Origin of the sequence: Kitasatospora sp. NPDC056138 (genome assembly GCF_042264695.1) — a bacterium.
Taxonomy (GTDB): domain Bacteria; phylum Actinomycetota; class Actinomycetes; order Streptomycetales; family Streptomycetaceae; genus Kitasatospora.
The window spans coordinates 111,292-136,303 of the sequence record NZ_JBHJVK010000007.1; the positions used below are offsets into that span (position 1 = coordinate 111,292).

19 protein-coding genes and 2 tRNA genes are annotated in these 25,012 nt (G+C 71.7%); 9 read left to right on the forward strand and 12 right to left on the reverse strand.

The window, feature by feature from the left end; translation table 11 throughout:
• Positions 1-167 precede the first annotated feature (167 nt).
• Positions 168-2,456, reverse strand: coding sequence for a putative bifunctional diguanylate cyclase/phosphodiesterase (locus ACFC1R_RS07490; RefSeq protein ID WP_375934226.1), 2,289 nt, complete (start codon positions 2,454-2,456; stop codon positions 168-170).
• Positions 2,457-2,747: 291 nt separating this feature from the next.
• Entirely contained in the window at positions 2,748-3,176 is a 429-nt protein-coding gene (locus ACFC1R_RS07495) for an OsmC family protein (RefSeq protein WP_375934229.1), read from the reverse strand.
• A gap of 322 nt (positions 3,177-3,498) precedes the next feature.
• Here ACFC1R_RS07495 and ACFC1R_RS07500 point away from each other — a divergent pair, with 322 nt between their 5' ends.
• The 3 genes from ACFC1R_RS07500 to lepB all read left to right on the forward strand — a co-directional run bounded on the left by ACFC1R_RS07500 (position 3,499) and on the right by lepB (position 5,099).
• Positions 3,499-3,843, forward strand: a complete 345-nt coding sequence (locus tag ACFC1R_RS07500; protein ID WP_375934232.1) for a chorismate mutase — start codon at positions 3,499-3,501, stop codon at positions 3,841-3,843.
• 233 nt (positions 3,844-4,076) lie between these two features.
• Entirely contained in the window at positions 4,077-4,313 is a 237-nt protein-coding gene (locus ACFC1R_RS07505) for a hypothetical protein (RefSeq protein WP_375934235.1), read from the forward strand.
• Positions 4,314-4,316: 3 nt separating this feature from the next.
• Positions 4,317-5,099 carry a signal peptidase I gene (gene lepB, locus ACFC1R_RS07510; protein WP_375934238.1) on the forward strand — a complete coding sequence of 261 codons (783 nt, stop codon included), beginning with the start codon at positions 4,317-4,319 and terminating at the stop codon, positions 5,097-5,099.
• On the opposite strand, the gene ACFC1R_RS07515 is transcribed toward lepB, so the two are convergent.
• The 3 genes from ACFC1R_RS07515 to ACFC1R_RS07525 all read right to left on the reverse strand — a co-directional run bounded on the left by ACFC1R_RS07515 (position 5,066) and on the right by ACFC1R_RS07525 (position 9,019).
• Complete coding sequence (locus tag ACFC1R_RS07515; protein WP_375934241.1) at positions 5,066-6,211, reverse strand: DMT family transporter; 1,146 nt, start codon at positions 6,209-6,211, stop codon at positions 5,066-5,068. The genes lepB and ACFC1R_RS07515 overlap by 34 nt on opposite strands.
• 126 nt (positions 6,212-6,337) lie before the next feature.
• Positions 6,338-8,725, reverse strand: a complete 2,388-nt coding sequence (locus tag ACFC1R_RS07520) for a transglycosylase domain-containing protein (protein ID WP_375934243.1) — start codon at positions 8,723-8,725, stop codon at positions 6,338-6,340.
• Positions 8,726-8,945: 220 nt separating this feature from the next.
• Positions 8,946-9,019, reverse strand: a tRNA-Lys gene (locus tag ACFC1R_RS07525).
• Positions 9,020-9,232: 213 nt separating this feature from the next.
• On the opposite strand from ACFC1R_RS07525, the gene ACFC1R_RS07530 reads away from it, so the two are divergent.
• Positions 9,233-9,958 (forward strand): DUF998 domain-containing protein, encoded by a 726-nt coding sequence (locus ACFC1R_RS07530; RefSeq protein ID WP_375934406.1) that lies wholly within the window; start codon positions 9,233-9,235, stop codon positions 9,956-9,958.
• A 107-nt stretch (positions 9,959-10,065) separates the two neighbouring features.
• Complete coding sequence (locus ACFC1R_RS07535) at positions 10,066-10,992, forward strand: alpha/beta fold hydrolase (protein ID WP_375934246.1); 927 nt, start codon at positions 10,066-10,068, stop codon at positions 10,990-10,992.
• A gap of 191 nt (positions 10,993-11,183) precedes the next feature.
• On the opposite strand, the gene ACFC1R_RS07540 is transcribed toward ACFC1R_RS07535, so the two are convergent.
• The 7 genes from ACFC1R_RS07540 to ACFC1R_RS07570 form a co-directional block, all read right to left on the reverse strand.
• Complete coding sequence (locus ACFC1R_RS07540; protein ID WP_375934248.1) at positions 11,184-11,846, reverse strand: methionine ABC transporter permease; 663 nt, start codon at positions 11,844-11,846, stop codon at positions 11,184-11,186.
• Positions 11,843-12,862, reverse strand: a complete 1,020-nt coding sequence (locus tag ACFC1R_RS07545; RefSeq protein ID WP_375934251.1) for a methionine ABC transporter ATP-binding protein — start codon at positions 12,860-12,862, stop codon at positions 11,843-11,845. Before ACFC1R_RS07545 ends, ACFC1R_RS07540 begins: the two co-directional genes overlap by 4 nt.
• Positions 12,859-13,743, reverse strand: a complete 885-nt coding sequence (locus ACFC1R_RS07550) for a MetQ/NlpA family ABC transporter substrate-binding protein (RefSeq protein WP_375934254.1) — start codon at positions 13,741-13,743, stop codon at positions 12,859-12,861. The genes ACFC1R_RS07545 and ACFC1R_RS07550 overlap by 4 nt, the downstream gene beginning before the upstream one ends.
• A gap of 243 nt (positions 13,744-13,986) precedes the next feature.
• Positions 13,987-14,060 (reverse strand) — tRNA-Lys (locus ACFC1R_RS07555).
• A 181-nt stretch (positions 14,061-14,241) separates the two neighbouring features.
• Complete coding sequence (locus ACFC1R_RS07560) at positions 14,242-16,287, reverse strand: dipeptide ABC transporter ATP-binding protein (protein ID WP_375934257.1); 2,046 nt, start codon at positions 16,285-16,287, stop codon at positions 14,242-14,244.
• The gene (locus ACFC1R_RS07565) at positions 16,284-17,255 is read right to left on the reverse strand and encodes an ABC transporter permease (protein ID WP_375934260.1); all 972 of its coding nucleotides are present in this window, start codon (positions 17,253-17,255) and stop codon (positions 16,284-16,286) included. The genes ACFC1R_RS07560 and ACFC1R_RS07565 overlap by 4 nt, the downstream gene beginning before the upstream one ends.
• A gap of 13 nt (positions 17,256-17,268) precedes the next feature.
• Positions 17,269-18,252, reverse strand: coding sequence for an ABC transporter permease (locus ACFC1R_RS07570; protein WP_375934263.1), 984 nt, complete (start codon positions 18,250-18,252; stop codon positions 17,269-17,271).
• A gap of 372 nt (positions 18,253-18,624) precedes the next feature.
• Between ACFC1R_RS07570 and ACFC1R_RS07575 the strand changes: the two genes are divergently transcribed.
• The 4 genes from ACFC1R_RS07575 (at position 18,625) to ACFC1R_RS07590 (ending at position 24,935) form a co-directional block, all read left to right on the forward strand.
• Positions 18,625-20,328, forward strand: coding sequence for an ABC transporter family substrate-binding protein (locus ACFC1R_RS07575; RefSeq protein ID WP_375934266.1), 1,704 nt, complete (start codon positions 18,625-18,627; stop codon positions 20,326-20,328).
• Between the two features lie 398 nt (positions 20,329-20,726).
• Positions 20,727-21,917: a low temperature requirement protein A gene (locus ACFC1R_RS07580; protein WP_375934269.1), complete on the forward strand. Its 1,191-nt coding sequence runs from the start codon at positions 20,727-20,729 to the stop codon at positions 21,915-21,917.
• Between the two features lie 119 nt (positions 21,918-22,036).
• Positions 22,037-22,693 (forward strand): pentapeptide repeat-containing protein, encoded by a 657-nt coding sequence (locus tag ACFC1R_RS07585; RefSeq protein WP_375934272.1) that lies wholly within the window; start codon positions 22,037-22,039, stop codon positions 22,691-22,693.
• Between the two features lie 169 nt (positions 22,694-22,862).
• Complete coding sequence (locus ACFC1R_RS07590) at positions 22,863-24,935, forward strand: phosphocholine-specific phospholipase C (RefSeq protein WP_375934275.1); 2,073 nt, start codon at positions 22,863-22,865, stop codon at positions 24,933-24,935.
• Positions 24,936-25,012 lie beyond the last annotated feature (77 nt).

The following is a 25,012-nucleotide window of genomic DNA, read 5'->3' on the forward strand; positions in this document are numbered from 1 at the left end:
ACGGCCGGCGCCGGCTGTCACAGATGCCACAGCCGACGCCGACCGGGACCGGTGCCCGCCGACGCCGGCTCTGGCCGATCGGCTGTGGCCGGCCAGCCGGTGTCGGACGTCCGTCTGCCCGGCTGTCCATCAGTCCGCCTGCCCGCCTGCCCGCCTGCCGCAGAGGCTCAGCGTGCCTGCCTCGCGCGCAGCATGGCCGCGACCCGCTCCGCCTCCCCGGGCTTGGCGAAGTACCAGCCCTGGGCCGTGTCGCACCCGGTGAGGCGGAGCCGTTCGGCCTGCGAGGCGTTCTCGATGCCCTCGGCCGTCACGGTCAGCCCGAGGGCGTGGGCGAGCTGGACCATCGCGCCGACGATCTGCTCGTCCGCGTCGGCCCGCCGGAACCGGTTGTCAGGGCGGCCGCCCGGGGCCGGGTCGCGGAAGCCCTCGATGAAGCTGCCGTCCAGCTTCAGTACGTGGACCGGGAGCCGGGAGAGGTAGGCGAGGTTCGAGTAGCCGGTGCCGAAGTCGTCGATGGCGATCCGGACGCCCATGTCGGCCAGTGCCTGAAGGGCCTGCACCGGGCGGCCCCCGGGCCCGAGCACGGCGCTCTCGGTGATCTCCAGCTGCAGCAGCCGGGGCGGCAGCCCGGTGTGCTCCAGCACCTGGGCGACATCGGCCACCACGTCGGAGTCCCAGATCTGGCGGGCGGCCAGGTTGACGCTCACGAAGGTCTCGGTGTCCGGAAACTCCGTCAGCCACTGCCGGGCCTGGCGGCAGGACTCCTCCAGGACCCACTTGCCCAGCGGCACGATCGCGCCGGACTCCTCGGCCAGCGGGATGAACCGGTCCGGCGAGAGCGTCCCGTACCGGGGGTGGCGCCAGCGGACGAGCGCCTCGGCGCCGTGCACCGCGCCGTCCGCCAGCCCGACCAGGGGCTGGTACTCGACGGTGAACTCGCCACGCTCCAGTGCCGGGCGCAGCGCGGTGGCCAGACGCTGACGGGTGAGCTGGTGTGCGCCGCGGTCGGGGTCGTAGAGCGTCCAGCGGGCCCGACCGTCCGCCTTGGACCAGTACAGGGTCGCGTCGGCGTCCTTGAGCAGGTCCGTCGGAGTGGTCTCCTGAACGGGGCGCTCCACCACGCCCACGCTGGCGGTGACCACCAGTTGCTGTCCGGCGATGTCGAACGGCTGCTCAAGGGCGGCGATCAGGTCGGAGGCGAGCCGGGTCAGTTGCTCGCTGCTGGCGCTGTCGGCGACCAGTACGGCGAACTCGTCGCCGCCCAGCCGGGCCACCAGGCTCTCCTGGTCGCGTGAGAAGCCGCGCTCCAGCCGGGCCGCCACTGCGACCAGCAGTTGGTCGCCGACGTGGTGTCCCAGGGTCTCGTTGATGGCGGCGAAGCCGTCCAGGTCGACGTAGCAGAGACCGACCCGACGAGTCGGGCGGCTGCTGCCCGGCACGGCTGCGGGGCTGGGGCCGGGACCGGGCGGGGGAGTGGGACCGGAAGGGACACCAGGGGCGGAAGCGGCCGTCGTCGTGGTGGGCGCGGTCGCCGTCGCAGTCGCCGTGCCCAGGAGCCCGGTCGCGGTCCGGGACTCCCCGGGCTCCGGGCCCAGGCCCCCTGTCCCGGGGACGGCGACTCCGGGGACGCAGACCCCGGTGGCGCGGGCACCGGTGGCGGAGGATGTCGCCCCGATCGCTGACGCAGGCTCGGTCGGCCTCTCCGGGGCGGGCGCAGAGGCGGAACAGGGCTTCACCGCAGCGGCACCTTGCGGGTGCGGCGGTGCGTCGCCGTTGCCGGGCATGAAGGCCGCGTTGAGGCGCTCGAAGAAAAGGGTCCGGTTGGGGAGCCTGGTGAGCGGGTCGTGCAGCGCCTGGTACGCCAGCCGGTCTCCGAGCAGCCGCTGCTCGGTGACGTCCTCGACCATGGCCAGGGTGTAGAGCGGGTGGCCCGAGCCGTCGCGGATGAGCGAGATCGTCACATTGCTCCACACGGTGCGGCCGTCGCGGTGCTTGAGCCGCTTCTCCACCCGGAGCCGGTCGCGTTCGCCGCGGACCAGTTCCAGGTAGTGCTGGCGGTGGTTCTCCTCCGGGTCGATGATGTCGTGGATGTGGGTGCGGACCAGGTCGGCCAGGTCGTGACCGATCATGGCCGCGAATGCCGGGTTCACCTCGATGATCCGGTCGTCGGAGTCGATCAGCGCCATCCCGATGCCGGCGTCGGCGAAGGCGGCCCGGAACCGGGATTCGCTGGCCCGGAGGGCGGCGAGCAGCTCTCTGGTACTGCCACCCAGCGGGGCCGAGCAGGTGGGGCAGTAGGTGAACGACTGCTCGTCGGACAGGGCGGGGAGGCGGTGGGTCTCGTGCCGTTGGTGTTTGGCCTCGGCGCCGTCGGTGGTGCTCTGGGCGGGACGGCACGGTTCACCGTGCCGCACGCGCTGGCGGTGTGCGTCGGCCCCCTCGTTCCGGCCCGGCACGGCATGCTCCCGTCCGCTGCTGACGCTGATCCGGCCTACGTTCCGCACCGCGGTGGCCGGCTTCCCGCACTGTCGACGCCCCTGGAACGCGGTGCAAGAACGCTTGCTGCAGGCGCTCGGCGAAGAACAGGGCACTGCCGCTGATCATAGGCTGCGCGCAGATCCGGCGGCGACCGCCGCCAGGGTGATTCGTCGGGTTCCGCGCGAACCCGTCCGGTACGCGCTGCGCCCCTGACGCACATCGTGAGATGCACACCAGGGGCGCATGACGCGGAGCCGCGCTCCGCGGCGTCAGCCCGCCAGCTTGGCGGTCAGGGTGATGGTGGTACCGGTCAGGGCCTGGCTGACCGGGCAGTTGGCCTTGGCGTCCTCGGCGGCCTTGACGAAACCCTCCTCGTCGAGGCCGGGCACCTCGCCGGTCACGGTGAGGTGGATGCCGGTGATGCCGGTTCCGGGCTGGAAGGTCACGTCCGCCTGGGTGTCGAGCTTGGTGGGCGGCGTGCCGGCCCCGGCCAGGCCGTGCGAGAGCGCCATCGAGAAGCAGGAGGAGTGTGCGGCGGCGATGAGCTCCTCGGGGCTGGTCTTGCCGTTCGCCTGCTCGGCACGAGACGCCCAGGAGACCGGGTACTCGCCGATGCCGGAGGAGGCGAAGGTCACCTGCCCCTTGCCTTCCAGCAGGTTGCCTTCCCACGCGGTGCGTGCGGTGCGAGTGGTTGCCACGATCAGATACCTCCTGTGATGGGGGAACTGCTGGGTCGTCACGTCCGGCCGTGCTGTGCGGTGCTCTGCGGTGCGATGCGATGCTGCGCGGTGCTGTGCAGCGCGCGCCAAGCCTACGGCGCCACCCGGCGGCACCGTGGGCGGCACAGGCGAAGGAGCTGGACCGCGTCCCCGGCACGGCGGTCCACATAGCGGACGGACGGCCCAAATGCCGCGGGCGGATCAGTGCTCTCCTGTTAGATTTGCCGAGGCCCGGGGAGGTCCAGGAGGAACATGGGTCACCCGGGTGCCGTTCATGCAGCCAGCCTCCGGAGCCGCCCCGATGACTGATCAGCCCACCCAGCCCGCGAACTCTGCCGCCGAGTCCCCCGAAGCGATCGACGAGGCCGTGCGGGCGGAACTGACCAGTCTGCGCGAGAGCATCGACAACATCGATGCGGCCGTGGTCCACATGCTGGCCGAGCGGTTCAAGGCGACGCAGCGGGTCGGGCGGCTCAAGGCCGAGCACAAGCTCCCGCCGGCCGACCCGGAGCGCGAGCGCGCCCAGATCACCCGGCTGCGCGAGCTGGCGGCCGGTGCCCACCTGGACCCGGTGTTCGCTGAGAAGTTCCTGAATTTCATCATCGCCGAGGTGATCCGCCACCACGAGGCGATCGCCCGCGCCTGAGCGGTCGCCCGGGCCGGAGTGGTTGCCCGCGACCAGGCGATCGCCCGCGCCTGAGCGGGCCGGACGGACGGACCCGATCGGGCCGGACGGACCTGGCGAGCAGTTTCCGAGTGCTGCTCGCGCGGGCGTCCGTCGCCGGTCTGCGTCAGAGGCGGCTAAAGGCCTGATTTCGCGCCGCTCCCCGGGCGGCGTTAGCGTGCTGTCTTCCCCACTCCCCTGGAGGTGGTCCGGTGGTGGCACGCACACGGCAGCAGAGCAAGGCCCGGAGCAACGGGCAGCCGTGCGGGCAGCAGTACGGGCGGCGCCACGTGCACGACGCCGGACCGCGCCGTCAGCACGGCCGCGCCGACCGCCGTGGCGGCGGTGAACTGCCGGGTCTCGCCGCCCTGGCCACCGGTCCGGGCGAAGACGTCCTGATCAAGCGTGCGCGTGCCGCTGTGGCGCCCGCAGTCGACGTACTGGCGGTCTGACTCGTGAACACTGGACCACGGTCGGCTCCGGCCGCTCCGCAGGACGACCAGCCGGCTCCGGCGCGTCCGGCTCACCCGGACCAGGCCCACCCGGCCGAGGACGCCCGGCCGGTGGCCGGGTCGCGCCGCGCGCGCACGCCCCGTCGGCGCTGGCCGTGGTGGGCGGAGCTGCCCGCGATGGTGGCTGTGGGCCTGCTGGTGGCGCTGATCGTCAAGACCTGCCTGTTCCAGGTGTTCACCATCCCCTCGGGATCGATGGAGAACACCCTGCGGATCGGCGACCGAGTGGCCGTCAACAAGGCGGTGTCCCTCTTCGGGTGGAAACCGAAGGCCGGGGAACCCGTGGTCTTCAAGGACCCGGGCGGCTGGCTGCCTCCGCAGGCCCCCGCCGACGGCCTGGCCTCCGGCGTGGTCGGGGACGCGCTCAGCTTCATCGGGCTGCTGCCGCCCAAGGGCGACAACTACCTGGTCAAGCGTGTGATCGCGACCGGCGGGCAGAGCGTCCAGTGCAGCGGCTCGACCCTGCGGGTGGACGGCAGGCCGGTCACCGAGCCGTACCTCCACCCCGGGGACGACTCGTGTGCCGGTCTGGACTTCGGTCCGGTGACGGTGCCCAGCGGTTACGTCTGGGTCGAGGGCGACCACCGCAGCGACTCGGCCGACTCCCGGTACCACCGGGAGGGGCCGGGTGGCGGCGCCGTGCCGGTGGCGAACGTGGTCGGTCCCGCGTCAGCGGTGGTCTGGCCGCTCAATCACGTCGACTGGTTCGGCTGGACGGGCATCTGACGGTCGCCGGTGCCGTCCGGGGAGCCGCCGACGCCCACCCGGACGCCGGCGTTCCGCGGTGCGCCCGCGCCGTCCCCGGCGTTCTCCCGCGCCGACCCGCCCGGTCCGGTGGCCCCGGTGGCCTTGCTGATGCCGGTGACCTCGGTGACGTCGGTGATGTCGGTGACGTCGCTGGCCCCGGTGGCCTTGGCGGGCCTGCTGGTCTGTGCGGCGAAGGCACCGATCAGGACCAGCAGACCGCCCACCAGCTGCGGGGTGCCGAGCCGCTCGCCGAGCAGGAACCAGGCTGTGACCGTTGCCACCACGGCCTCCAGGTTGGCCACCACCCCGGCGACCGGCGGGGACAGGTGCTGTACGGAGATGACGCCGGTCAGATAGGCGAGCACGGTCGCGATCAGGACCATCCAGGCGGCCGGCAGCAGAGCGGGCAGGCTGTGCCCGTTCATGATCACCTGGCCGCCGAGGATGCTCCAGTCGGCCTCCCAGGGCTGGGTGAACGCGGTCAGCGCGATGGCGCCGATCAGCAGTCCGTACGCGCTCACGGCCATCGGGTCGACCGGTCGGTCGCCCTGGCGCCCGGCGTCCGCGAGAACGAAGTAGCCGACCTGGCAGCAGGCCGCGCCGAGGCCGAACAGTACGCCGAGCGCGTCGAAGGCCAGGCCGTTCCAGACCTGCACCACACAGGCCAGGCCGGTCACCGCGACACCCGCGCCGATCGCGGCGGCCCGCGAGACGGGACGGCGCTGGACGAACTTGACGTACCCGAGCAGCAGCAGCGGGCCCAGGTACTCGATCAGCAGCGCCACCCCGACCGGGATCCGGGATATCGCGGCGAAGTAGCAGGCCTGCACGCCGCCCACGGCGAGCAGGCCGAAGCCGAGGAGCACGCCGGGGCGCTGCCGGACGGCCTGCCGGTGCTTGTAGGCGAGCGGGAGCAGGACCAGCGCGGCGCCGGTGACCCGGAGCCAGACCACGTGCAGCGGTGAGAGACCCGCCTCGATCAGCGGCTTCGCTGCCGTACCGGAGCCGCCGAACGCGAGGGCGGAGAGCAGTGCGAGGGGCAGCCCGAGCCTTCTGGCCGTGGCGCCGGTGGCGGACGTAGAGCTGTGCATCGGGGCATTCTGTCAGCTCGAAGCGATCTCTGTAAGGCGCGATCTCGCCCTTTGGTCCTGATCGTCAACTGTTCCTGGCCGGGGCGTCGCTTGCCGCCCCGGCCAGGGTTGCGTGCCGGTTCCGGACTACCCCGCGGCTTGCGGCCGGCCGTTCGGCTGCCCACTCGGCCCCGGTCCCGGCTGGGCCGGCGCGGTGGTCGGCTGGGTCGTCGGATCCGGCCTGGGCGGCGTCGTGCGGGACGGCGAAGGCTGGGGGGTCGGGCGGGTGGTCGGCGAGGAGCCGCCACCGCCCGTGCTGCCGGAGGCGCCGCCGGAACCACCTGCGGTGGTCGGGGCCGTCCCGGCGGAGGCGCCGGAGGTGGCACCGGTCTGCGGCGCGGACGCCGAGGGCGAGGCAGCCTGCGCACCGGGGCCCGCCGATCCGTTCGGCGCGGAGGTCGAGGAGCCCGAGCCGACGCCCGAAGGGCCCGACAGCAGCGGGTTGTCCGAGGACGAGCCGTCGAAGTCGCTGACCGGCTGCCCGGCCAGCGCGGCCTTCATGTAGGCGGTCCAGACCTGGGTCGGGAACTTGCCGCCGGCCGCGGCCGAGACGCCGCCGACGCCGTCCAGGGTGACCTGGCTTCCGTTGCCCGGGTCCTGGCCGAACAGGGCCACCGAGGTGACGAGTTCGGGCGTGTAGCCGACGAACCAGACCGACCTGGAGTCGTCGGTGGTGCCGGTCTTGCCCGCCACCGGCCGGCCGAGTGCCTGCGCGCGGTAGCCGGTGCCGCCGGGGTCGCTCACGACGCCCTGCAGCATCGTGGTGACGGCCTGCGCGCTCTCCTTGCTGATCGCCTGGGTGGTCTTGGGCGCGGGCAGCTTGACCTGCTCGCCCTCGTGCTGGAGCGACTTCACGATCCAGGGGGTGATCTGCTGCCCGTCGTTGTCCAGGGTGGCGTACACCCCGGCCATGTCGAGGACGCTGGGCGTGGCGGTGCCGAGCGGGATCGACGGGTGGGCGTCGAGCCCGGGGGTGTCGGCGGACAGGCCCAGGGCGACGGCGGTCCTGCGGACCTCCTCCAGGCCGGTGTCCTGGGCGAGTTGGGCGAAGACCGAGTTCACCGACCAGTCGGTGGCCTGCTGCAGGGTCACCCGGCCGTAGTTCGTGCCGCCCTCGTTCGGCGGGGCGTACGGCGTGCCGGTCCCGCCCGTCACCGGGCGGCCGCTGGTGCCGTCGTAGACCGTGTCCGGGCTGATCCGGACCCCGTTCTGGGTGTGGGCGCCGCTGTTCAGGGCGGCGGCCAGCGCGATCGCCTTGAAGGTCGAACCGGCCTGGTAGTCCTGCCGGGTGGCGTTGTCCACCCAGTGCTTCGTGGCGTCGGTGCCGCCGTACAGCGCCACCACCGCGCCCGTCTTCGGGTCCACCGAGGCCGCACCGGCCTGGGCGTCGGCGTCCTTCTTCCGCTGGTCGGGGGAGAGGTTGTCGGTGAGCTGCCGGCGGACGGCGTCCTGCAGGTCCTGCTCCCGCCCGGCGTCGACGGTGAGCGTGACGGTGTAGCCGCCCTGGGCGAGTTCCGCGTCGCTGATGATCCCGTGCGAGGTCAGGTAGTCCGTCGCCGCGCCGACCAGGTACCCGGCCTGGCCGGAGAGGCCGGGGGCGCTCTTCGGCTCCTGCACCTTGGGGAAGGTGACGGCGGCGCGCTGGTCGGCGGTGAGCCAGTTCTGCTGGACCATGCCGTCCAGCACGTAGTTCCAGCGGTCGACCGCGTTCTGCTTGCCCTTGGCCGTCGTGGTCGAGACGTCGTACGCGCTCGGGGCGTTGAGCAGGGTGGCCAGGTAGGCGCCCTGGCCGGGGTCGAGCTGACCGGCGTCGACGCCGAAGTACGCCTGCGCCGCAGCCTGGATGCCGTACGCGCCCCGGCCGTAGTACGAGGTGTTGAGGTACCCGGAGAGGATCTCGTCCTTGCTCTGCGTGGCGTCCACCTTGAGCGCGATGAACAGTTCCTTCACCTTGCGGGTGACGGTCTGCTTCTGGTTCAGGTAGGTGTTCTTGACGTACTGCTGGGTGATCGTCGAACCGCCCTGGGTGGCGCTGCCGGTGGCGGTGTTCAGCGCGGCCCTGGTCAGGCCCTTCAGGTTGACCGCGCCCTCGTGGTAGAAGTTCCGGTCCTCGGCGGCGAGGGCGGCGTGCTGGGCGGCGGGGGAGACCTTGTCCAGGCCGACGTTCTGCCGGTTGGTCTGGCCGGTGCGGGCGATCAGGGTGCCGTCCTGGTAGAGCCAGGTGTTGCTCTGCGCGGTCGCGGCGGCGTGGGCGTCCGGGACCGTGATCACGGTCATGCCGAGGACGAACAGGCCGACCCCGAGCAGTACCGAGGTCACCAGGCCGAGCAGGGTCAGCCGCCAGGTGGGCAGCAGTCTGCGCCAGCCGGTCCTGCGGGGGCGCCGGGGGCCGAGGGGGCCTCGGCGGAGGGGGCCGCGTCCGGTACGGCGGCCGATCGGCAGCGGGCGGAGGCCGGTGGGCGATATGCGCGGCAACGTGGCGCCTTTCCAGCGAGCCCTGTGACAGTTGCTCACGCGATCTAGGTCGGACGGCAGACCGATTCAGCCTGCCTGAGGTCTTTGTGAGCCGTTAGGGACCTTTGTCCTGTTTTGTTTCACGATCCTGTAACCGGAGCGGGTTCCGGACGGTCGGCGGGGGAACGCGGAAAGCCTCAGGGTCCCCTCACCGTCGTGAGGAGGCCCTGAGGCTTGTCTGTGCGCCGCCAGGGACTCGAACCCCGGACCCGCTGATTAAGAGTCAGCTGCTCTAACCAACTGAGCTAGCGGCGCCTGCTGACCTGGAAAACAATACACGGTCCGGGCGGGTGCTCCGAACCGGGCTGCTCCGACGGCCGGACCGCACACGCCAGAAGATGTCCGTCTTGTGGTGGTTAGGGTGGTTGAGTGCCCAGCCGCTCCGAGCCCGCCCGTCATGAGCCCGCCCGTCCGCGCGCCGCTGGTCCGCGTGTCGCTCGTCCGCGTGCCGCCCGGCTCACCGCCGCCCTGCTGCTGGTCAGCGCCGTCGCGTACACCGCCTGGGTGCTGGAAGTGCTGCTGAGCACCGGACTCGACCCGGTACAGGCGTACGTCAGCGAGCTCGCCGCCGAGGACCAGCCGCTCGGCGGTGTCTTCCGTGCCACCGACCTCGTCGCCGGGCTCGCGGTGCTCGCGGCGGCCGTGACCGCGCTGCTCGGGCTCGACCGCCGGCCGTGGTCGCTGACCGGCTGGTGGGCCCTGGCGCTGTTCGGCGCGGCCACCGTCGCCGACTCGCGGCTGCCGCTGAGCTGCGCCCCGACCAGCGATGAGGAGTGCGCGGCCCGCGAGACCGCCGGGCTGGTACCCGCGACCCATGCCGCGCACGCCGTCAGCAGCAGCCTTGCCGTGATCGGCGCGCTCACCGCACTGACCGCCCTCACGGTGGCCGCCCGTCGCTACGGCAGCTGGCCGCCGGTCGGCCGCCTCGGCCCCTGGCTGATCGGTGCCGAGTTCCTGGCCACCGCCTGGAGCCTGTCGGCCATCGCCGCCTTCCAGGCCGGCCGGGGCACCTGGTCGCTCGGCGCGGGCCAGCGGTTGCAGGTGCTGCTGATGGGGATCTGGTTGGCGGTCCTGGCCAAGGGGGTCCGGGCCACTGCGGAGTCCGCGTCCGCGCCGGGGACCGCATCCGCACCGGGGACCGCATCCGCGCCGGACGCGACGTCCGCGCCGGAGGAGAAGGGCGAGGCGGCATGACTTCGGACGAGTGCGAGGGTGAGGGCGGGGGCAGAGGGGCTTCGGGCGGGGGCGAACGGGCTCCGGTCCCCGGCACGGCGCGGCCCGCCCCGGAGCCGGGGGCTGGCGTGGTGCGGATCGTGCTGATCGACGGCACTCCGCTGCACGTACGGTCCGAGGGCCGGGGCCCGGTCTGCGTGCTCAGCGGTGGTCTGGGGTGCAGCTGGTTCGACTGGGACGCCGTTGTCGCGCTGCTCGCGCCGCACCGTACGGTGGTCCGCTTCGACCGGCCCGGCTACGGGCTCAGTGCCCCGGCGCGGCTCGTCCCGACGGCGGTACGGGAGGCGGAGCGGATCCGCAAGGTCCTGGACTCCCTCGGCCTGACCGGCCGCTGTACGGTGGCGGGCCACTCGCTCGCCGGGTTCCACGCCGAGGCCTTCGCCCGCCTCCACCCCGATCGCACGGCCGGTCTGGTCCTGCTGGACGGCAGCGTCGAGCCCGGGACCCGGCCACGCCCGGTTCCCGGACTGCGCGATCTGACGGCGCGTACGCTCGCGGCCTCGGCGACCGCGCTGGCGGTCCCGTACCTGTGCGGACCGGCCGGGCGGAGGCTGGTCGCGCGGGCGAGCACGGTGCGGCGCGATGACCCGGCGCCCGTCGAGCTGGTGCGCCGGTGCTACCGGCCGGGCCGGGCGCTGCGGGCGGTCCTGCGGGAGAACACCAGCTACCGGGACGTGGGGGCGCCCGCCGCCCCGGGGGGCCGCCGCCCGCCCGCGCCCCCCGGGGCGGGCCCCGCGGAGGGGGGGGACCCACGGCGCGGGAAGCGGCCGCCCCCCGAGCTGCGCCGCGACGCGCCGCTGCCGCGGGTGCCGGTCACCGTGCTGGCGGCCGACGACGGGCGGGACTCGCGGCGCACCCGGCGGTGGCTGGAGGCGCAGCGAGGGCTCGCCGAGCTGCTCGGGGCCGAGTACCGCACGGTGGCTCCGGCGGGTCACCTGCTGATGTTCGACCGGCCGGACGCGGTGGCCGAGGCGATCCTCGGTACGACCGGATAGCGCCGGGGACCTGCGCGGGCCACCGCGCACCGCCGCGGCTCGCCGGCACGGGCCCTGGGCCCCGGCGGCGCAGGCCCTGGGCCCGGGCCGGTCGTGCACTCGTTGTTCCCGGGGGCTGGTCCCCGGGGAGCGGGCCGTTTGCGCAGGTCCCGCGCCCCCGGGCCCGGCCCGGCCGGTGCTGCGGGCGGGGTTCAGCGGCGGAGGACCTTGCGGGCCAGCAGGTTGCCGGCCAGCTGGGCGGCCTGGACCAGGACGATCAGGATCGCGACCGTCACCACCATCACGGAGGTGTCGAACCGCAGGTACCCGTACGTCATGGCCAGGTTGCCGACCCCGCCGCCGCCGACCGTGCCGGCCACCGCGGAGAAGTCGATCAGCGCGACCAGGACGAAGGTGAGCCCGAGGACCAGCGGGCCGAGGGCTTCCGGCACCAGGACGGTGAGGACGATCCGTACCGGGCCGGCGCCCATCGCCCGGGCCGCCTCGATCACCCCGGGGTCGACCGAGACCAGGTTGTTCTCGACGATCCGGGCCACGCCGAAGGTGGCCACCAGGACCATCGGGAAGACCGCCGCGTCGGTGCCGATCATCGAGCCGGTGACCGCCCGGGTGACGGGGGCCAGGGCCACGATCGCGATGATGAACGGCACCGGCCGCACCAGGTTGATCAGCAGGTTGAGCATCGTGAAGAGCACCCGGTTCTGCAGCAGGTTCCCCGGGCGGGTGGCGTAGAGCAGCAGGCCCAGCGCCAGCCCGAGGAGCGAGGAGAGCAGCAGGGTGACCAGCACCATGTAGACGGTCTGGCCGGTCGCGTCGACCACCTTCGGCCAGAAGGCGTTCCAGTCGACCTTCATGCCGCCACCACCTCTCCCGTTCGGCCGAGCCGGGCCAGGAAGGCGCCGATGTCGCCGTCCTCGCCGTGCAGTTCGAGGGTCACGGTGCCGAGCGGGCGCCGCCCGACCTCGCTGATGCCGCCGTGCACCAGGGAGAAGTCGAGGTGGTGTTCGCGCAGCAGCCGGGACAGTCCGCGTCCGAGGTCGCCGTCGTGCGTGAACGGTACGGTGACCAGGCGTCCGGGGTGCCGTTCGCGCAGGCGCAGCAGTTGCTCGCCGTCCGGGCGGTCGGGCAGGACGGAGCGCACGAAGGCGGCGGTGGTGGGGTGCGCCGGTTCGGCGAAGACGCGGTACGCCTCGCCGGTCTCGACCACCCGGCCGCCGTCCATCACGGCGATCCGGTCGCAGATCCGCCGGACCACGTCCATCTCGTGGGTGATCAGCACGATGGTGACGCCCAGTTCGGTGTTGACCCGCTGGAGCAGGGCCAGTACCTCCCGGGTGGTCTCCGGGTCGAGCGCGCTGGTGGCCTCGTCGCTCAGCAGGACGCTCGGCGAGGTGGCCAAGGCCCGTGCGACGCCGACGCGTTGGCGCTGTCCGCCGGAGAGCCGGTCGGGGTGGCGCTTGGCGTACGCGCCGAGGCCGACGAACTCCAGCGCCTCGTGGGCGCGGGTGCGGACCTCCGCCCGGGAGAGGCCGGCGAGCTTCAGCGGGTAGGCCACGTTCCCGTGGACGGTACGGGAGTTGAAGAGGTTGAACTGCTGGAAGACCATGCCGATCTCGCGCCGGTACGGGCGCAGCCGTCGTTCGCTCAGCGCGCTCAGGTCGACCCCGTCGAGCCGGACGGATCCCGAATCCGCCCGCTCCAGCTGGTTGACGAGCCGCAGCAGGGTGCTCTTCCCGGCGCCGCTGTGGCCGATGACGCCGAAGACGCTGCCGCCCGGGACGGTGAGCGTGACATCGTCCACGGCGGGGGCGGCCGGGGCGCCCGACCGCTTGCCGGGGTAGGTCTTGGTGACGTTGACGAGCTCGATCATCCGGCCTTCACCTGCTTGGTCAGCCGGTCCAACTCGGCCTGCAGGGCCGGGGCGTCGAGGTCGCTGGGGACGCTGGAGCCCTTGGACTCCTTCGCCGACGCGGCCTGCACCTCGGGGGAGTGGTAGAGCTCCGCGATCCGCTTGTAGGTGGGGTTGTCCCGGTCCTTCGCCCGGGCAGCGATCACGTTGACGTACGGGCGGGTGGTGGGCGCCTCGGGGTCGTCCTGGAAGATCGCCTGCTTGGGCTCGTAGCCGGCCTGGCCGGCTACGCCCGAGTTGATCACGGCGCCGTCCACGTCCTGGAGGCTGCGCGGGGTCTGCTGGGCGTCCACCGGCACGATCTTCAGGTGCCTGGGGTTGTCCGTGATGTCGTCCGGGGTGCCGTAGAGCCCGGTGGTGTCCTTGAGCTTCAGCAGCTTGGCCTGCTCCAGTACCCGCAGCGCGCGGCCCTGGTTGGACGGGTCGTTGGGGATCGCGATCTGCCCGTTGTCGGGGATCCGGTCGACGCTCTTGTGCTTCAGCGAGAACAGTCCGAGCGGGGCGACCGAGGTGGCGCCGATCGGCACGATGTCGGTGCCGGTGTTGGCGTTGAACTGGCTGAGGAAAGCCAGGTGCTGGAAGGCGTTGAGTTCGATGTCGCCGGCGGCCAGGGCCTTGTTGGGCAGCGCGTAGTCGTCGAAGGTGACCAGTTCGACGTCGATGCCCTCGGCCTTGGCCTTCTCCTTGAGGACGTCCCAGTCGGAGCCGGAGCCGGAGATTCCGATCCGGACCCTTCCCGAGGCGCTGCCGTCGGAGGTGCTGTCGCAGGCTGCCAGCAGGGTGGCGGCGAGAACGGAGGCGGCGGCGGTGGCCGCGACCCGGCGGGGTGCGGAGGAGAGCATGGCGAACCGATCCAGGGATGGCGGGGCGGTGGAGTGGGCGCGAGGAAGGCCCGGTGGGGCGTCGGCGCCTGCCTTGAATCCTAGGCATGGATCGGCCTATCTACCTTCGGATTCAAGGCAGAGTTCATGCCGGTTCAAGAGACTGCAACACCGTGGTTGCGCGGGGCGAGGTTGCCGGCCGGGTGGAACCCGGAAACGCCCGAGGGCCTCCTCACCGTCGTGAGAAGGCCCTCGGTCTGTCTGTGCGCCGCCAGGGACTCGAACCCCGGACCCGCTGATTAAGAGTCAGCTGCTCTAACCAACTGAGCTAGCGGCGCCTGCTGACGTGGAAGACTCTACGCGACCTCGCCCGAATCTCCGAATCGTGATCGGGCGGTCGCTTTCCGTGGCCCGGCGAGCCGTCGGGTCGTCGGACCAGTGGACCGTCGGACCGGTCGGACGGTCCACCGGGTCCGCTGGTCGCGTCCCGTGCAGGCGTGTCGCCCCCGGTGCGGCGGCTCAGGCGTCCGGGTGGTGGCAGGCGGCGTGGTGGTCCCGGCCAAGGGCGGCTTCGGTGAGGGTGGGGGGCTCCTGTTCGCAGCGGGTGCGGAGGTCGGACGGCAGGGTGGTGTAGACGGGGCAGCGGGCGCGGAACGGACAGCCGGCGGGCCGTTCGGTGGGGGAGGGCGGGTCACCGGCCAGCAGGATGCGCTTCCGGCTGCGTTCGGCGGCGGGGTCGGGCAGCGGGACGGCCGAGAGCAGTGCCCGGGTGTACGGGTGCCGGGGTCGCTCGAAGACCTCGTCGACCGCGCCGGACTCGACGGTCCGCCCGAGGTACATCACGCTGACCCGGTCGGAGAGGTGCCGGATCACCGACAGGTCGTGCGAGACGAAGAGGTAGGCGAGCCCCAGCTCCGCCTTGAGCTGCTGGAGCAGGTTGAGCACGCCCGCCTGCACGGACACGTCCAGGGCCGACACCGGCTCGTCCAGCACCAGCAGTTGCGGTTGCACCGCGAGCGCCCGCGCGATCGAGATCCGCTGCCGCTGCCCGCCGGAGAACTGGTGCGGGTAGCGGGTGGCGTGCGCCGCGTCCAGCCCGACCTGGCGCAGGAGTTCGGGCACCCGCCGTCCGATCAGCTCGCGCGCCGCACCCTGCGCCAGCAGCGGTTCGGCGACGATGTCCGAGACCGGCATCCGCGGGTCCAGGCTGGCCATCGGATCCTGGAAGACGATCTGGATGTCGGACCGCAGCCGGTGTGCGGCCGACCGGTCCAGCCGGGCGGTGTCCTGGCCCAGGAGTTCGATCCGCCCGGCCTCGGGCTCGGCCAGGCGCAGCAGTTCGAAGAGCGTGGTGGACTTGCCCGAGCCCGACTCGCCGACCAGGCCGAGGGTCTCGCCGCGCCGGATGTCCAGCTCGACGCCGTCCACGGCGTACACCTCGCCGACCTTCCGCTTGAAGACGCTGCCCTTGAGCACCGGGAAGGTCTTGGCCAGCCCGGTCACCCGCAGCACGTTCTCGCGCTCGTCCCGGGGCCGGGCGGCCGCGGCCGGCGGCAGCGCGGGTACCGGGTAGACCTCGCTCGGCGCGGGGCCGCGTTCGGCCAGCTCCGCGGCTCGTACGCAGGCCGCCAGGTGGCCGTCCGCACCGGTCAGCGGGGGTTCCCCGGTGCGGCAGCGGTCCTCGGCGAGCGGGCAGCGGGCCGCGAACGGGCACCCGGGCGGCAGGGTGGCCAGGGTGGGCGGCCCGCCGGGGATCGGGACCAGCGGTCCGCCACCGGTGTCGAGGCGGGGCACCGCGCCGATCAGGCCGAGTGTGTACGGATGCCTAGGGCGCGCGAACAGCTCGTCCACGCCTGCTGTTTCGACCACGCGCCCGGCGTACATCACCGCGACCCGGTCGGCCATCCCGGCGATCACGCCGAGGTCATGGCTGACCAGGACCAGTGCCGCGCCGGTCTCGCGCTGTGCGGTGCGCAGGACGTCGAGCACCTGGGCCTGGATGGTGACGTCGAGCGCCGTGGTGGGCTCGTCCGCGAGCAGGATGTCGGGATCGTTGGCGATCGCCATCGCGATCATCGCGCGCTGGCGCATGCCGCCGGAGAACTCGTGCGGGAAGCCGGCCAGCGCGCGTTCGGGGGCGGGGATGCCGACCAGGTCGAGCAGTTCGGCGGCCCGCTTGCGCGCCGTCGGCTTGTCGAGGTCCTGGTGGATGCGCAGGGCCTCGACGATCTGGTCGCCGATCCGGTAGACGGGGGTGAAGGCGGAGAGTGGGTCCTGGAAGACCATCGCCACCTTCCGGCCCCGGACGGCGGCCAGCTCCCGGTTGGGCAGGCCGACCAGTTCGCGCCCGTCCAGCCGGACCGAGCCGCCCACCGTCGCGGTGGTCGGCAGCAGGCCCAGGATCGCCAGCGAGGTGACGGACTTGCCCGATCCGGACTCGCCGACGATGCCGAGGGTCTCGCCGCGCCGCAGCCGCAGGTCCACCCCGCGCACGGCCGGGACGCCGTCGAAGTCGACGCTCAGGTCGCTGACGGTCAGGAGGTCGGTCTCGACGGTGGTGGTCACTTGCTGCTCCGAGGGGTGCGGGACTTCCGTGCGGGCCGGGTCCCTTCCGAGGTCGGGTCGAGGGCGTCGCGCAGGCCGTCGCCGATCAGGTTGATCGCCAGGACGAAGAGCACCAGCAGCCCGGCGGCGAAGTAGAACAGCCAGGGGAAGACCGGGGCCTGGTCGGTTCCGGCGGCGAGCAGGGTGCCGAGCGAGACGTCGGGGGCGCGGACGCCGAAGCCGAAGTAGGAGAGCGCGGTCTCGCTCATCACGGCGGCCCCGACCGCGATGGTGGCATCGGTGATCAGGAACGAGGCGACGTTCGGCAGGATGTGCCGCAGGATGATCCGCAGCGGCTTGACCCCCATGAACTGGGCCGCCCGGACGAACTCGCGCTCCTTGAGCGAGCGGGTCATCGAGCGGACCACCCGGGCGGTGATCATCCAGTTGAAGGCGGCCAGCAGGGCCACGAAGGCGATCCAGCCGGCCCCGCGCAGCTTGGGCGAGATGATGGTGATGATCAGGAAGCTGGGGAAGACCAGCATCAGGTCCACCAGGAAGGTGAGCGCCCGGTCCGTCCAGCCGCCGAAGTACCCGGCGCAGGCGCCGACCAGGGAGGCCACCACGGTGGAGAAGAAGGCCACCAGCAGGCCGATCACCAGCGACTTCTGCAGACCGCGCACGGTCTGGGCGAAGACGTCCTGGCCGAGGCCGTTGGTGCCGAACCAGTGCTGGCCCGAGGGTGCCTGACGGATCGACAGGTAGTCGGGGGTGGCGTAGTTCCACGGGGTCAGGAACGGGCCGCCGAAGGCGAGCAGGAAGAGCAGCAGCACGATCGCGCCGCCGGCCAGCACGCCGCGCGAGGCCAGCATCCTGCCCAGCACCAGCCGCAGCCGGCCGGCCGGTGCGGCCTGCTCGGGCACCGGGGACGGGGGGCCCTCCGCGATCGCCGCGGCCGTGGGGGGAACGGTGGGGGGAACGGCAGTCATGTCGGTCGGCTCCTCAGGACCGTACGCGCGGGTCGAGCGCGGCGTTCAGCAGGTCCGCGAGGAAGCCCGAGGCCAGCACCACCACGGCGGCGAACAGGTTGACCGCGATCACCGAGTTGACGTCCTGCTCGTTGATCGCCTGGATGAACCACTCGCCCATCCCGTGCCAGCCGAAGATGGTCTCGGTGAAGGTGGCGCCGGTGAAGATGCCCAGGAAGCTGTAGGCGAACATGGTCGACATCGGGATGATCGCGGTCCGCAGCCCGTGCTTGAGCAGGGCCCGGTTGCGGGTCAGGCCCTTGGCCTCGGCGGTGCGCAGGTAGTCGGAGCCGAGGACGTCCAGCATGGTGCCGCGCTGGTAGCGGCTGTACATCGCCAGCCCGCCGAGGGCCAGCGAGAGCGTGGGCAGCAGCAGGTGCAGCGCCCAGTCGCCGAGGTGGGCGCCGATCCCGCCGGACAGCCCGGGGGTCTCGTACCCGGTGAACGGCACGACCTCGTGGCCGACGGCGTCCTTGGCGGCGATGGCGCCGTTCTTCAGCAGCAGGGCGAGCAGGAAGACGGGGGTCGAGAGCAGGACGAACGAGACCAGGGTCAGCACCCGGTCGGACATCCGGTACTGGCGAACGGCGCTCCAGGCGCCGCCCGCGACCCCGAGCAGCATGCCGAGCAGACTGCCGATCAGCAGCAGGCGCAGTGACACCAGGATCCGGCGCCCGAACTCGGCGTTCACCGAGGTGTTGTGGATGGTCCGGCCGAGGTCGGCGTGCAGGAGCAGACTGCTCGACCAGGTGCCGAAACGTTCCACCACCGGGGTGTGGTCGTTGATGTTCAGCGCGGTCAACTGCCGGTCCACCGAAGCGGCGGACGGGCGGGGCTGCTTGGCCTCGAAGTACGTCCGGGGGCCGAGCGCGGTGCTGGAGAGCGCGTACGCCAGGAAGACCGCGACGACCAGCAGGGCGACGTAGTACGCCAGACGCTTGGCCAGGTAGCGGATCACCGCCCGCCACCGGGGGTGCTGTTCGGGTGCCTGCTGCGCATGATCAATAGCCTTCGGTGAGGGGGTACTTGACGCACTTTCGCGCAGCAGTTCTACGGCACGAGCGGGCGGTCGTCCAGGGGTTGCGGCGTCGGCGTTTCCTCCCGGGTGGGGGAAATTGCAGGTCGGAGTCTTTCAGTCGGGTACTTACGGAGCATTGCGGCGGCGTTTCGTCCCGTTGCGATTCGATCAGGTGTGAACACCTGCCCCTGGTGGCGGAACTGATCCGCTGTTACGTTCCTCCTCGCTGGGCACCCGAATTGGCTGCCCACGCTCAAGGCTTGCCATGCCCGGCGGCCGGAATCTTTCGAAGACTCTCCGGGGGAACCCCTCATGGACGCATCCACCACAGCCCGTGGCCTCGGCCGGGCCGCCGTCGTCGCGATCGCCCTGGCGCTGACCGTCACCGGCTGCAGCTCCGGCGGCTCGGGTTCGACGGGTGATGCGGCCAAGACGGTCTCCCCCGTCCAGGACGCCGAGGACGTCAACGCCCAGCCACTGGACAAGGTCAAGGACGGCGGCGAGGTCCGGTTCCCGCTCCAGCAGTGGATCACCCAGTGGAACCCGTACCAGGTGGACGGCACCTACGGCGACGCGGTCGAGATCATGGGCTACGTCGAGGCGAAGATATTCCGGACCGACGCCAAGGGCGTCTACCACCCGGTGCCGGAGTACCTGACCTCGGCCGAGGTCACCTCCAGCTCGCCGCAGGTGGTGACCTACAAGATCAACCCGAAGGCGAAGTGGTCCGACGGGAAGCCGATCTCGTACGAGGACTTCAAGGCCGTCTGGCAGTCCACCAACGGAAAGGCCGCCGGCTACAACATCGCGGACCCGTCCGGCTACGAGCAGATCTCCAGTGTGGAGAAGGGCGCCGACGACCAGGAGGTCAAGGTGACCTTCAGCTCCCCGTACGCGGACTGGCAGAAGCTCTTCAGCCCGCTGCTGCCGGCCTCCCTGCTCTCCGGCGCGGACGTGTTCAACAGCGGACTGGTCGAGAAGGTCCCGGTCTTCGGCGGTCCGCTCAAGATCGGGAGCATGGACAAGAGCGCGCAGACCATCACGCTCGTCCGCAACCCCGACTGGTGGGGCACCCCGGCCAAGCTGGACAAGATCACCTACCGGGTGATGGACACCCCCGCGATCACCCAGGCGTACCTCAACAACGAGGTGGACGACGCGCCGGCCGGCAACGCCACCGCGTACGGCCAGCTCAAGGACGCCAAGGACACCACGATCCGCACCGGCACCCCGTGGGACGAGGTGCACATCTCCTTCGGCGGCAACGGCGCACTGGCCGACCAGGCGGTCCGGCAGGCGCTCGGCCGGGCGATCGACCGCGACGCGCTCATCAAGGTGGTCAACCAGGGTGTGCCGGTCGAGTTCAAGAAGCTCGACAACCACCTCTACATGATCAACCAGTCCGGCTACCAGAACAATTCGGGCGACTGGGCCGCGTTCTCCCCGGACGCCGCCAAGCAGCTGCTGGACAAGGCGGGTTGGAAGGAGGCGTCGCCGGGGCAGCCGCGCACCAAGGACGGCCAGTCGCTGGAGCTGCACTTCGTGGTCAGTGACGGCAGCCCCCAGCAGCAGCTGGACATGGTCTCCGCCGTGCAGAACATGCTGCAGCAGGTGGGGGTCAAGCTGGACATCGACAAGGTGTCCAGCAAGGAGTACTTCACCAAGTACATCGACCAGGGCAAGTTCGACCTGGCCAGCTGGCGGAACACCGGCTCCTTCCCGCTCTCCCAGACGGTGGCCATCTTCCGTGAGCCCGAGGGCGACAACGTCTTCGGGAACTACTCCAAGCTCAGCACCCCGGAGATCGATTCGCTGCTGAAGAAGGCGTCCAGCACGCTCGACCGGGCGGAGGCCGACAAGCTCTACAACCAGGCCGACGCCAAGATCTGGGAACTCGGCCACACCGTCGAGCTCTACCAGCGGCCCAGCATCCTGGCCGTCCGCAAGGGCCTGGCGAACTACGGTGCCGGCAGCCTCGCGGACACGGACATCACCAAGGTCGGCTGGGAGAAGTGACGGCGGGCGGCTGAGGGCATGACGAACAGCAGGCGGCACTGGCGAGCAGCGCGGTGATCACGAGGCCGGTGGTGTGGACACGGGAGGGCGGTGGATCCGCCCCCCACTCCCGCCATCGGCCTTGACCTTCCGCGTTGCTCGCAGACCGCCCGTGTCGTCGCTTTCCAACCTGGGAGGGAATCTAGCGGGCCGATCGAGGCGGACAGGACGGCTTCCACAGGGCACGCCCGGAAGCGGACGAGCTGTCACCCGGTTCGCGCACTGCACCGTCAACTGTCGCTGACGGATGCGCAAATCGGTTGGAACCGGCTCATACGGCGTGCCGCAGCGGTGCGTGCGCCGGGGGTTTCGGGGTGCCAGGATCGCGCTGACGCGCCCACCCCGAGCAAGGCGGAGCCATGAGCAGCGAGACAGCCCCCGAGTCGCCGTCCCAGGCCGCGGCGAAGCCGGTGCGGCGGATGGCCGGGCGCCGTCGCGACGAGGCCCACCGGACCGCCACGCCACTGGAGTTGTTCTTCGACCTCTGTTTCGTGGTGGCCGTGGCGCAGGCCGGCCGGGAGCTCGCCCACGCGCTGGCCGAAGGCCACTACGGCATGGGGCTGCCCGGCTATCTGATGTCGTTCTTCGCCATCTGGTGGGCCTGGATGAACTTCACCTGGTTCGCCTCCGCCTACGACGTGGACGACGTCCCGTACCGGATCACCACCCTGGTCCAGATCGCCGGTGTGCTGATCGTCGCGGCCGGGGTGCCGCGCGCCTTCGAGGAACGGAACTTCGCGCTGTTCGTGGTTGGTTACGCCGTGATGCGGGTCGCGCTGCTCACCCAGTGGCTGCGCGCGGCGGCGGGCTCCACCGGGGCCGAACGCACCATGGCCCTGCGCTACGCGGGCGGCATCGCCCTCTGCCAGCTCGGCTGGTGGCCGGCGCTGCTGGTGCTCGACGGGACGGCCAGGGCCATCGCCCTGGTCGTGATGATCGTCGCCGAGCTGTCCGTCCCGGTCCTCGCCGAACGCCGCGTCCAGAGCACCTGGCACCCGCACCACATCTCCGAGCGCTACGGCCTGTTCACCCTGATCGTGCTCGGTGAGACGGTCTCCGCCGCGACCGTCGCCGTCCAGTCCGGCCTGGACGAACACGAGGCCCTCGCCCGGCTGCTGATCGTCGCGGTGGGCGGCCTGCTGCTCTGCTTCGGCGCCTGGTGGATCTACTTCGCCGAGCCGATCCACGACCACCTGCGCTCCAACCGGCAGGCCTTCGTCTGGGGGTACGGGCACTACCTGGTCTTCGTCTCGGCGGCGGCGATCGGGTCCGGCCTCGAGGTCGCGGTCGAGTACGCCGTCGGACAGGCGCACGTCTCCGGGGCTGCCGCGACCGCCGCGCTGACCGTACCGGCGGCGCTGTACCTGTTCACCGTCTGGCTGCTGCACGCCCGGCATGTCAAGCACGGAGTGGCCCAACTCGTCCTTCCCGTCGCAGCGTTGGCGACCCTGCTGTGCACCCTGGCCGGAGCGAACGGCGTGCTGCCGGCCGGACTGGTCACGGCCGCCGCGGTGGCCGCCGGGATCACCCTGCGGGCCCGCCAGGGCTGAGCGGGCGCGCCGGCGGCCGTGCGTCGGCGCCCGGTCAGCCCTGGCGGGCGCTCGGCGCGGGTGCTGTCGGTGGCCCGTGCGAGCATGACCGTCGCGCCGGTCCGAGGAGAAGAGAAGCGATGCCACCCGCCTACGAACAGGTCTCCGACCTGCCCTACGGCCACCTGCTCCGCCCGCACACGGGCCCGCTGCGCAAGGACGAGCGCTACGACACCGTCCACTTCGACGGCGGCACCTACCAGGACCAGCCGGCGAACGGCGCGAGCTTCCTGGAGTGCGCCTTCACCGGTGTCGAGCTCAGCGGCGTCAAGCTCCGCCAGGCCAGGTTCAACGAGGTCTGGGTCCAGGGCAGCCGCTGGGTCGCGGTCGCCGCGCCCGAGAGCGAGTGGCAGGACGCCCAGTTGCTCGGCACGGTGCTCGCCGGGGTCTCGGCGTACGGCTCCGCGCTGCGCCGGGTGGTGCTGCGCCACTGCAAGCTGGAGTCCGTGAACCTGCGCGGCGCCCTGCTGCGCGACGTGGTCTTCGAGGACTGCCTGCTGCGCGACATCGACTTCGGCGACGCCAAGCTGACGGACGTCTCGTTCCCGGGCAGCACCCTGGACGAGGTCAGGTTCGGCACCGCCCGGCTGCGCCAGGTGGACCTGCGCGGCGCGGTCCGGCTCGGACTCCCCGACGGGCCGCAGGGGCTGCGCGGCGCCCTCATCTCCACAACCCAACTCTTCGAGCTGGCGCCGCAGTTCGCCCATGCCCTGGGGATCACGGTCAAGGACCGCTGACATTTCGTTCATCTGGCGGTAGAAAGGCTAAGTACGTCTGAACAGTCCGACAATCCTTACTGCACAGCCATGGCCCGGAGCCCGGACCTGCGCAAAGATGCTGCGCGATCGGTGGCGTGGACACAACGTGTGTGCACAACATCGCGACTGAAGGGACGGTCGGCCCGAGATGGCTGAGCTGAGTCGTAGGAAGTTCATGTCGCTGTCCGCGAGCGCGGCGGCGAGCGCGGCGGTCGCCGGGTCGGTGGCCGGTGGCGCCGCGTCCGCCTCGGCGGCCGGCGGCGGTGCGGGCCCGGGCAGCACCGGCACCATCACCGACGCCCGGCACATCGTGATCCTGATGCAGGAGAACCGCAGCTTCGACCACTACTTCGGCACGCTCAAGGGCGTCCGCGGGTTCGCCGACCGCAGCGCCATCCAGATCGCCGGCGGCTACAGCGTCTTCAACCAGCCGAACGGCCTGTTCTCCCGGCAGTACCCGTGGGCCTTCAACGCGAGCGGCTCGGGCCCCGGTTCCACCGCCGAGACCCAGGCCCAGTGCAACGGCGACCTCGCGCACGCCTGGTCCGACCAGCACAAGGCGTGGAACGGCGGCAAGATGGACTCCTGGGTGTCCGCCAAGGGCACCGTCCGCACGCTCGGCTACCTGCAGCGCTCCGACATCCCGTTCCACTACGCGCTGGCCGACAACTGGACCATCTGCGACGCCTACTTCTGCTCGGTGCTCAGCGCCACCGGTCCCAACCGCACCTACCACTGGAGCGGCATGATCGACCCGGCCGGCAGCGCCGGCGGGCCGGCGTACGACGGCGGCGACGAGAAGGGCCTGCGCTGGCAGACCTACGCCGAGGCGCTGGAGAACGCCGGGGTGAGCTGGAAGGTCTACCAGAACGCCGCCGACAACTTCGGCGACAACGCGCTCGCCTACTTCAGCCAGTTCGCGAACGCCCCGGCGGGCAGCGCGCTCGCGGTCAAGGGGATGGGCTCCGTCCCCAAGGCCACCGGCCGGACCCCGGACGACATCGCCGCCGCCATCAAGGCGGACGTCCTGGGCGGCACGCTCCCGCAGGTCTCCTGGATCGTCGCCGACCAGCAGTCCTCCGAGCACCCGTACGCCACGCCCGAGGACGGCGCGCACTTCGTGCACATGGTGATGGACGCCCTGAACGCCGACCCCGACGTCTTCAACTCCACCATCCTGCTGCTCAACTACGACGAGAACGACGGCTTCTTCGACCACGTCCCGCCGCCCGCCGCCCCCGCCGGGACGCCCGGTGAGTTCTACAACGGCACCAACATCGGGCTCGGCTTCCGGGTCCCGCTGATAGCCATCTCGCCCTGGAGCCGGGGTGGTTGGGTCAACTCCGAGGTCTTCGACCACACCTCGGTGCTGCGCTTCCTGGAGCAGTGGACGGCCGCCATCGGGACGCCCGCCAAGTGCGTCAACATCAGCGACTGGCGGCGGAAGGTCTGCGGCGACCTCACCGGCGTCTTCGACTTCGCCAACCCGGTGTACGGGATGCCCGCACTGCCCGACACCTCGCAGACCATCGGCCTGGCCACCTGCGGCCCGCAGTTCAACCCGTCGCCGAGCAACAACGCGCTGCCCCTGCAGGAGCCCGGCACCCGTCCGGCCCGCGCCCTGCCCTACCAGCCGAACGCCAACCTCGACCACCTGGAGTTCGGCTCCGGCGGTGTGATGAAGGTCTGGCTGAAGATGGCCAACGAGGGCGCGGCGGCAGTGAACTCGGCGCACTTCGCGGCCTACGCCAACGCGTACCGCAGCGGCGGCCCGTGGCAGTACACGGTCGACCCCGGCGGCAACCAGAGCGACTTCTTCAACTGCGGCACCAACTTCGGCAACGGCCCGTACGACCTGAGCGTCACGGGCCCCAACCGCTTCCTGCGCCGCTTCAAGGGCGACGCCACCAAGCCCGGCAAGACGGTCACCGTCACCGCGTCCTACGCGAACGCCCCGGACACCGGCCGGCCGGCGATCTGGTTCAAGCTCGACAACGCGGGCAGTGCCCCGGTCACCTTCACCGTCGCGCCCAACGCCTACCGCACCGACGGCCCCTGGACCTACACCGTCCCGGTCGGCGGCAGCACCAGCGACTACTTCAACGCCGTTGCCTACACCGACGGCTGGTACGACTTCACCGTCACCGTCAGCTCCGACCCGACCTTCTCCCAGCGCTTCTCCGGTCACCTGGAGACCGGCACGGCCAGCATCTCCGGCTGACCCGCACAGTGGCGGCCCCACCGAGCGGCGACCCCGCACCGAGCGGCGGCCCCGTTCGGGTGTGCCCGGAAGCCCCC